General features: G+C 51.8%; 7 protein-coding genes and 1 pseudogene. 7 read left to right on the top strand and 1 reads right to left on the bottom strand.

Annotated elements, in window-relative coordinates; all coding sequences use genetic code 11:
* Both B157_RS38925 and B157_RS34820 read left to right on the top strand, forming a co-directional pair.
* A pseudogene (locus B157_RS38925) lies at window positions 1-251 on the top strand (IS701 family transposase); the annotation flags it as partial.
* Window positions 252-298: 47 nt separating this feature from the next.
* Window positions 299-961, top strand: a complete 663-nt coding sequence (locus tag B157_RS34820) for a Dps family protein (RefSeq protein ID WP_026308597.1) — start codon at window positions 299-301, stop codon at window positions 959-961.
* A gap of 201 nt (window positions 962-1,162) precedes the next feature.
* Here B157_RS34820 and B157_RS0109070 read toward each other — a convergent pair whose 3' ends face one another.
* On the bottom strand, window positions 1,163-1,969 hold the full coding sequence (locus tag B157_RS0109070; protein WP_020603030.1) for a glycogen/starch synthase: 807 nt from the start codon (window positions 1,967-1,969) through the stop codon (window positions 1,163-1,165).
* 182 nt (window positions 1,970-2,151) lie between these two features.
* Between B157_RS0109070 and panC the strand changes: the two genes are divergently transcribed.
* The 5 genes from panC to B157_RS34815 all read left to right on the top strand — a co-directional run.
* Window positions 2,152-2,991, top strand: a complete 840-nt coding sequence (panC, locus tag B157_RS0109065; RefSeq protein ID WP_026308596.1) for a pantoate--beta-alanine ligase — start codon at window positions 2,152-2,154, stop codon at window positions 2,989-2,991.
* A 110-nt stretch (window positions 2,992-3,101) separates the two neighbouring features.
* On the top strand, window positions 3,102-5,915 hold the full coding sequence (locus tag B157_RS0109060; protein WP_020603028.1) for a M16 family metallopeptidase: 2,814 nt from the start codon (window positions 3,102-3,104) through the stop codon (window positions 5,913-5,915).
* 163 nt (window positions 5,916-6,078) lie between these two features.
* Window positions 6,079-7,098 (top strand): Gfo/Idh/MocA family protein, encoded by a 1,020-nt coding sequence (locus B157_RS0109055; RefSeq protein ID WP_020603027.1) that lies wholly within the window; start codon window positions 6,079-6,081, stop codon window positions 7,096-7,098.
* 280 nt (window positions 7,099-7,378) lie between these two features.
* A complete protein-coding gene (locus B157_RS0109050; protein ID WP_084761785.1) occupies window positions 7,379-8,125 on the top strand; it encodes an alpha/beta hydrolase in 747 nt (248 codons plus the stop codon).
* Between the two features lie 15 nt (window positions 8,126-8,140).
* The coding region (locus B157_RS34815) for a hypothetical protein (protein WP_041951995.1) at window positions 8,141-8,378 on the top strand (238 nt) is incomplete at its 3' end.

Here is an 8,378-nt window from a genome sequence, read left to right as displayed (position 1 = left end):
TCGAGGAATTTCACAAATCCATCAAGTCGAACACGGGCTACGGGGCATCCCCGGCGCACACGGTTCGTAGTCAAAGCAACCATTTGTTTTTGGTGATGCTGGCCTTTGTTAAGTGGGAAGCCTTACGGCTGTCCACATCAAAAAATCATTTTGCTTTAAAGAAATTGCTGACGCTAAATGCAACTAAGTTGGCTTTGCAGGAACTCAACAGCCTCAAAAGTCAATCTACTCTATTGGCCAAGGCTGCGTAACATCAGTAACCAAGTCTAGTTTCTTTATTTTTTCAAACTCAATTTTTATGAAAACTCAATTTAGAATGTTGAAAATGTGCGCAGTCAGTGGCGTATTTATCCTGGCTTTAACAACCCTACCTGCCCTGGCGCAAAACCGCCGTGCCGGTAGTACGAATCAACCCAATTCGAATGCCACGACGATGCCTCAGACAGGTGCAGCATCCGGGTCTGAATTAGGCAACTACCGTTATCCGCAGGCTGACCAGTGGATTCCGCTGGAAGAAAGCAAACGGCAGGCTATCAACGCCGATTTACAGGCTACAGTGGTTGAACTGCTAGAGTTGTTTCATGACGCCAAACAATCGCACTGGAATTTGCGGGGCCCGCTTTACCTGCCCCTGCATGAGCAGTTGCAAAAGTACGCCGATCAGTACCGTACGTATGCAGACATACTCGCCGAGCGTCAGTTGTCGATTGGTATGTCGACCGATGGCCGGACCGAAACAATTGTACAGTCGGCTAATCTGCCCAAGTTCCCGGGTGGACCGTTATCCGACCGGCAGGTGCTGGAGATTATGACCGAGCGTATCTTTACGATTGCCAGGCGGGTACGCCAGCGGATTGACAGCACCGCCAAAAACGGGGATGATGTAACGTCTAACAAGTTCCAGGACTTGAGTTATGAGTTGGATAAGCAGGTGTGGCAGTTCCGCGTTCACATGCAGTAAGTGAGCAACGCAATGGATGGCTCCGGTATAGGGTAGTCTGATGCTATTGACGTGCGCCCCCCCTATTCAGTTCAACTAGGGGTAAAGCAGGATACCCGCTCCGATGAAGTGATTCATCAGAGCGGGTATCCTGCTTTATTCCGCAAACAGACAGGAAACGTAAGCCAGGCACGCAGCCATTTCCCGAAAAACACGTAGCGTTTATCCCAATAGCTGCGTGTACAGGTTAAAGTAGCGGTCCGTTACGTCTTCGTCCTCCACGGTTTCGAATTTATGCTCGGTGAAATCGGTCAGGATAGCGTTCAGGCTCTCGCTTGTTTCTTCCTCGGCCCGTACCACCGCATCGGCATACGTAGAACCAATTCGAATAAACCCTTCAAAGTCAGCCGTTTTAAGCTCCGACAGCATCTCATCGTCGATATCCATCATGCGGGCTTTCTCGATGATATCCCCTTCAAAACGGTGCTCGAAGGAATTGTTGTAGACCGTAAAGACCGACTTGGTATCTTTAAACATCGGGTCGTTTTTGTAGGTCGTTTTGAGGTAAAGCGGAATCAGGGCCGTCATCCAGTCGTTGCAGTGAACGATGTCGGGTGCCCAGCCAAGTTTCTTCACCGTTTCCAGAACGCCCTTGCAGAAGAAGATAGCCCGTTCGTCGTTATCGGCGTAGAACCGGTTTTCTTTGTCGTGAAAAACGTATTTACGCTGAAAATAATCTTCATTGTCGATAAAGTACACCTGTAGTTTGGCCGTTGGAATAGACGCTACTTTGATGATTAACGGCTTTTCGTCATCACCCACTGCAATGTTGATGCCTGATAACCGAACCACTTCATGCAATCGGTTCTTACGCTCGTTGATTAACCCAAAGCGGGGTACCAGGATTCTTATTTCCATCCCCCGCTCCTGCATAGCCTGCGGTAATTTGCGGACGAAGTCAGCGACATCGGACGTTTTCAGGAAAGGATTGATTTCGCTGGCGACGTAGAGAATGCGTAATTTGCTCATAAATGGGAAGCGTGTGTTGGCGTTAGTGAACCAAAAAACTTGCAAAATTATACAAATTTTTCCCGTATTTCAATAAGATTTGTGCAAAAAAAGTAATCAGGGGGCATAAAGGAGAAAAGCAGCGGGTATAAACCGGTTACTCATTTTCCCGAATGGCACCCGTTCATTTTTACCGTCCGAGTATGCTTCAATTTGATACCATTGCGGGATTGCGTCAGCAGCTAAAAAGTATCCGCTCTGCCCAATCCATTGGTTTAGTGCCTACTATGGGCGCATTGCACGAAGGGCACGCCACCCTCCTCGAAGCCGCCCGTCAGGAAAACGAGGTTGTCGTGAGCAGCATCTTTGTCAATCCCGTTCAATTCAACAACGCCGACGACCTCGCCCGTTACCCGCGTACGCTGGAGACCGATTATAAACTCCTCGAAGGGGCGGGCTGCGACCTGGTTTTTGTTCCGTCCGTACCTGAAATGTACGCTGACTCTCCCCTGCTCCGCCTGAATTTTGGTGCGTTGGAAACCACGATGGAGGGCGCCTTCCGGCCGGGGCATTTCAACGGCGTGGGGATTGTGGTAGCCAAGCTGTTTAACATTGTTCAGCCCGACCGGGCCTATTTTGGGCAGAAAGACCTGCAACAGGTAGCCGTAATCCGGCGACTCACCAAAGAGCTGAGCTTTCCGGTCGAACTGATTCGGTGCCCTACCATACGGGAAGCCGACGGGCTGGCCTTGTCGTCGCGCAACCGTAATCTGACCGCCACCGAGCGAGAACAGGCCCCCCTGCTGTTCAGGGCACTAACGCAGTCCCACCAGATGCTGGCCGGAGGACATAGTACCGTGCAGGCTAAAAACGCCGTACAAACCCTCTTCGCAAACAGTCCGGCCTTTACGCTGGAATATGTGGAAGTAGTCAATGCGGATACGCTGCAACTGGCCGACGAAATGCTGGCTCCGGGCCAGACGGCTATTTGTCTGGCCGCCCATCTGGGAAAGGTAAGACTGATCGACAATCTGGTATTCTGACAAATCCGACCGCTTATCCTGATTTTTATTAACCCGCTGTAAAATCGGTTGATAAACTGACCTTTTATCTCTACCTACACGCTTAGTTTTTAGACTTCCCAACTAACTATATGTTTATTCGAAACAACTCTGTGCGAATCGGTACATTGGCCGTTGCTTTGCTGGCCGGTACAATGGGCCTTGCCCCTGCTCAGGACAAGCCAGCCGCCGTTGCAGTACCGGAAGGTATTACCAAAGGCGCATCAGTCGAAGGCATTACGGAATACACGCTGAAGAACGGCCTGAAAGTACTCCTCTTTCCCGACCCATCGAAGCCTACCATTACCGTCAATATGACGTATCTGGTCGGCTCCCGGCACGAAGGACTGGGCGAAACGGGTATGGCGCACCTGCTGGAGCATATGGTGTTTAAAGGTTCGACCAAACACCCCAACATTCCGCAGGAACTGACCACCCACGGTGCCCGGCCCAACGGTACAACCTGGCTCGACCGCACCAACTACTTCGAAACGTTTGCCGCTACCGACGAGAACCTGAACTGGGCCCTCGACCTGGAGAGCGACCGGATGGTGAACTCGTTCATCAAAAATGAAGACCTGCAAAGTGAATTTTCGGTGGTGCGAAACGAGTTCGAGAGTGGTGAAAACAACCCCGGCCGGGTGCTGAATCAGCGCGTTGTCAGTGCGGCTTACGTCTGGCACAACTACGGCAACTCGACCATTGGTAACCGCTCCGACATCGAGAAAGTCCCTATTGCCAACCTCCAGGCGTTTTATAAGAAATTTTACCAGCCCGACAATTCCGTGCTGGTGGTGGCCGGAAAGATTGACGAGGGCAAAACGCTGAAACTGGTCGACCAGTATTTTGGGTCTATCCCCCGCCCAACGCGGGTGTTACAGCCAACGTACAGCATCGAACCAACGCAGGATGGTGAGCGTAACGTTACGCTGCGTCGGGTGGGCGATACCAAAGTAATATCGGCCCTGTACCACATCATGCCCGGTTCGCACCCCGATTACCCGACGATGGATGTAATCACCGAAGCCCTGACCAACGAACCCAGCGGACGGCTGTATAAGGCCCTGATCGAAACCAAGAAGGCCGCCCAGGAATACGGGTACTCGTTCACGACCAAAGACCCCGGTTACGTGTATTTCGCTACCGAATTACTCAAGGAGAAATCGACGGACGTGGCCAAAACCGCCCTGCTCAATACCCTGGATTCGATAGCCGTTGTGCCGCCCACGAAGGAAGAAATAGACCGGGCTAAAGCCACACTGCTCAAAGACGTAGAACTGAGTTTCAAAAACGCCGAGCGCGTAGGCCTGGCCCTGAGTGAATACATTGCCACCGGCGACTGGCGGCTGGGTTTCCTCTACCGCGACGCCCTCGAAAAGGTATCGTCTGCCGATGTGAAGCGTGTGGCCGCCTACTACTTCAAACCCTCGAACCGTACCGTCGGTATTTTTGAGCCAGACCCCACGCCCGACCGCGTCGACGTCCCAAATCCGCCCGATATTGCCGCGATGGTGAAAGACTACAAAGGCCGGGCGTTAGTGGCGCAGGGCGAAGCATTCGACCCCTCTCCTGCCAACATCGACAGCCGCACCCACCGCACGGAACAGCCTAACACCATTGAACTGGCCCTGTTGCCCAAAACAACCCGTGGCAACGAAGTGAACGCCCGGATGACCCTGCGCTATGGCGATGTGAACAGCCTGAAGAATAAAGGTACCATTGCCGACCTGACGGCCAGTATGCTCGATAAAGGCACCACTACCCGCACCCGGCAACAGTTGAAAGATGAGTTCGACAAACTCAAGGCGCAGGTCAATATGTTTGGCGGAGGCAATCAGGTAAATGCTGTCATCAAAACAACGAAGGAGAACCTGCCCGCCGTTGTTAAAATCGTGAGCGACATGCTGAAGAACCCCGCGTTCGATGCCAACGAGTTCGACAAACTGAAGCAGGAGCAACTGGCGCAAATCGAGTCGCAGCGGTCGGAGCCGCAGGCTATAGCCAGCATGACTTTCCAGCGGACCATGAACCCGTACCCGAAAGACGATGTCCGGTACACCCAAACGCCCGATGAGCAGGTAGCCGCCATCAACGCCACCAAACTGGACGACCTCAAGCAGTTTTACAAGGACTTCTATGGCGCACAGAGTGCTACGTTTGCCGCCGTGGGTGACTTCGATGAGGCCGCTGTAAAGAAGGCCGTAACGAGCGAGTTTGGTACCTGGAAAGCGAAGAAGCCATTCAGCCGCCTGGTATCGGTCTATAACGACGTGAAGCCAAGTCCACAGTCCATCGAAACGCCCGACAAAGCCAACGCCCTCATGCTGGCGGGTGTAAACATCCCTCTGCGCGACGACGACCCCGATTACCCGGCACTGGTATTGGGTAACTACATGCTGGGGGGTGGCTTCCTGAACTCGCGGCTGGCCACGCGTATTCGTCAGAAGGAAGGTATCAGCTACGGCGTCGGTTCGCAGCTATCGGCCAACCCGCTCGACAAAACGGGTATGTTCATGACCTACGCCATTTACAACCCCGACAATGCCGAGCGGCTGGAAAAAGCCTTCCGGGAAGAAATGGACCGGGTTGTAAAAGATGGCTTCACGGCAGAAGAGATTCAGGCAGCCCGTTCGGGTCTGTTACAGTCGCGGATGGTGTCGCGGGCGCAGGACCCCTCGCTGTCGGGTACGCTCAACAATAACCTGTACCTGAACCGTACGATGAACTGGGATGCCGATTTCGAGAAAAAGATGGAGAGCCTGACCCCTGAACAGGTCAATGCCGCCATGAAAAAACACATCGACCCCTCAAAAATCTCGATCATCAAAGCCGGTGATTTCGCCAAATCCGCTAAAAAAGCCGCCGATGGCAAACCTGCTTCGTCGGTGAGTGGCGGCAAGAATTAACCGCACCCGCAACCCGGCGCATACCCAAAACGGCGGGATTGAACTTACTTAAGTAATACCGTATCGAGCCAGTCACCCTGAAAGTGGCTGGCTCGATGCATTCAGGCGCTTTTGCGTTAGCGATTCATATACAGTCAGAACACTTTTTCACTTTCTTTGCGGCATGACCGTACTAAAAGCAGCCATTATCGGGGGCGGTAACATTGCCGACAAGAATCATATTCCCGCGCTGAAACAATTGCCGGAGCAAGTTGAAGTCGTAGCGGTTTGTAGCCGCGACCTCGGTAAAGCCCGCACCCTGGCCGATGCCCACGGTATTGCCCACGCATTCGACAGCACGACCCAACTCTACCAGCAATGTGCGCCCGATGTGGTCGTCATCTGTACGCCCAACAACCTGCATTATCCGCAGACGATGGAAGCCCTGGAACATGGCTGCCACGTTTTCTGCGAAAAGCCCCCCGCGCTGAACGCCCAAAACGCCCGCGAAATGGCCGACCTGGCCGCCCAGAAAGGGCGGATACTGGCCTACAATTTCCAGCTTCGGCAAACGCCCGAATGGCAGTTATTCACCCGTTGCAAAACCGATGGACTACTCGGTGATATGTACCACATCAAAGCCCATTTCCTGCGTCGGCGGGGTATTCCCGGCTGGGGTTACTTTACCAATAAAGCCATGCAGGGTGGTGGTGCGCTGATGGACCTCGGCGTTCATGTGCTTGACCTCGCCCTCTGTGCCCTCGATTATCAGGTACCTGATTCGGTGCTGGGTAATACCTACGATTTTATTGGCAAAGCGGGTGGCAAAGGGTTAATGGGCGACTGGAATCCGGCTACGTTCGAGGTGGAGGATGCGGCAATGGCGTACCTGTCGTTTCCCGGCAAAGCGTCCATTATGCTATCGGCCTCGTTTGCGCTGAACACGCAGGTCGATAAAGACCGGAATCTGGAACTGTTTGGCAGCAAAGGGGGCGTAAAACTCTTTCCGTTTTCGCTCCACACCGAACTGGCGGGCGAACTGGCCGATGTGCAGTTTCCGTATCTGGAGGAAGTCGATATTCAACTAAAAAATACGGCCGCTTTTCTGGCTGCCTGCGCCGGAAAACCGTCCAACGTCTGCACCGCTGAGCAGGGGGCTATCCTACAGGAAATTATCCAGCGGATTTATGAGTCAGCAGGCTAGGCAAAGGGACGGGTATATCGAACAATAAGCGCCGTCGTTTGGAAGCCAAACTAGCTAAAGTACAAGTGAAGGTTTCGTAAATGACTTGTACTTTATCCGGAGTGGTTTTGTAACTGCAATTATGTAAAGGGAATTAGGCAAGAAACTGGATCTATCTGACTAGCGGCCGACTTCTTAGTTTTGCACTAATCCGCCGAGCAACGCTCCCCAGCAAAAAAGCACTCTCACTTACAACGGCCTGACCTCGTTTAGTACTCCTATTGGAAACCTTTTACTATCTATGAAGAAGATTCAGAATTCAATCGTTGCGACCCTACTACTTGCCATGTGTCTCTCGCCCGCAATTGCGCAGAAAATAGCGACAATTACCCCGGAGTCGTACAGCATGATACGGTTTCACTCTAACTCGGTCAAAGATACTTACTCGCTATTTATCAAAAAGCCCCAAGGCTACGATAAAGAACCCGCCCGCAGATACACGACGATTTATCTGCTTGATGCTAATATCTATTTTGACATCGTGGCGGCAATGGTGGACAAGTACAACGAAATGGGCATTATGGCTCCTGTTATTTTGGTGGGTATCGGCTACAAGAACTTTGAACAGATGGAGGAATTACGCACTCGTGACTACTTGTATCCAAAGGCGTTACCCGTCTATGAAATAAAGAAAAGTGGGGGTGGAGACAAATTTCAGCAGTTTATACAAAGCGAGTTAATTCCCTACATTGATAGCACGTACCGGGCTAAACCTGACACGCGGGTTTTAATGGGCCATTCGTTCGGCGGCTACTTTTGTTTATATGCAATGCTGCAAAATATGGCCAAGCAGGACAACGTTTTCCGCTCCTATGTTGCCGCTAGTCCCGCCCTACAGTACAATGATAAATACCTTTTTAACCTGTTGAACCAGCGAACCGAGGGGTTTACCGTCCCTAAATTTGTGTACACGTCAATGGGCGGAGCCGAAGACGAAGAGAACGGGGAACAGAAAGAAAATATCAACGCCATGTTTACCAATTTCTAATTGTAACAGTTTGCAATGATCGCTAAACAAAAGCTGCCATTACTGCTGTTGATGTGGTTGCACCCAAACACCTCCAGTAGCATGGCAGCTTCCAAAGATAAAATAAACTTCGCCACTATCTTCATTCCTATCGCTCAAAAAGACTATCCCCGCTTCATGAAAGAAATCGCTTTTGCCCGCCAACAAATCCAAGGATGGCTCCAGAAGCAACCCCAGTTGCTACCTGAAGCGATGCAGCAAGGCTTTGTCTTCA

It is taken from the genome of Spirosoma spitsbergense DSM 19989 (assembly GCF_000374085.1).
Classification (GTDB): domain Bacteria; phylum Bacteroidota; class Bacteroidia; order Cytophagales; family Spirosomataceae; genus Spirosoma; species Spirosoma spitsbergense.
This window is presented reverse-complemented; position numbering and strand designations above follow the sequence as displayed.